Raw genomic sequence first — 808 nt, forward strand, 5'->3', positions numbered from 1 at the left:
TTAAGGATTGGCACAAAAAACAACCGGAATTATTCAAAAAGAAAATCTATGATCTATCGGGACTTGACAAGCCGGATGAACCCGATGATGATTTCAGTGTGCTGTACAGCGCCTTTAGGCGAAATGACCGGCTTTCAGCCGTAACTCGAAGCCACCGGCTTTTAGCCGGTGGTCGTTCACCATTATTTGGCTGCAAATGGTCAAACCCGACAGACTCTTGGTAGGCAGGTTTTACCGGAATTCGGGATTTTCAGCGGCCAGCATGAAACATGCTGGCTGGAATGTTCCGATTGCCCAAGGATTCCACCGTTTTCTCAGCTGCCTTCCTGCTCTTCCAGGGCCTTCAGCGTCCGGCGCATGGCGTTTTGTAGGGCGTTCATCAGGGCTGAAGTGGGATACGCCGATCATCAAGATGCCGTTCAGGGATTCCAGAGGCCCCAGCAGCTTGTGTTTTTCGGACATGACCACGTCACCGTATCCCAGGGTCGCGAAATTCACGGCGGAATGATAGAAAGCCGCGTTGAAATTCCCGTACTCCCCAAGGAGCTGAAACATGCCTCCCCAGATGGCAATCTGTGCCAGGTTGCCAATCACCAGCAGCAGCATGACACCGCCGACGACCCTCAGGCTGGCTGCAAAGGAACTGTTGTTGATCAGGTATTCCTTGTTCCGGTAGTAGCGCAGGACCGTAAGCGCCAAAGAATCAACCCTTTTGCATCTTGTTGAGGGAGGTGTTCCAGGGTAGCAAGGCTTCGACGTCCTCAACCATCTTGGCGTTCCCAATATGCTGTAGCACATGGTTGAGATA

The 808-nt window shown here is 52.1% G+C and carries 2 protein-coding genes; one reads left to right on the plus strand and one right to left on the minus strand.

Going from position 1 to position 808, the window contains the following annotated elements; genetic code table 11:
• Window positions 1-224: hypothetical protein (locus ACOCD2_RS23145; RefSeq protein ID WP_293653654.1), on the plus strand; the 224-nt coding region annotated here is incomplete at its 5' end.
• Between the two features lie 7 nt (window positions 225-231).
• Here ACOCD2_RS23145 and ACOCD2_RS23150 read toward each other — a convergent pair.
• Window positions 232-699 carry an ion channel gene (locus ACOCD2_RS23150; protein WP_293650609.1) on the minus strand — a complete coding sequence of 156 codons (468 nt, stop codon included), beginning with the start codon at window positions 697-699 and terminating at the stop codon, window positions 232-234.
• Window positions 700-808: the final 109 nt, after the last annotated feature.

This window comes from Thiolapillus sp. (assembly GCF_048562965.1).
GTDB classification, from domain to species: Bacteria; Pseudomonadota; Gammaproteobacteria; order Chromatiales; family Chromatiaceae; genus Thiolapillus; species Thiolapillus brandeum_A.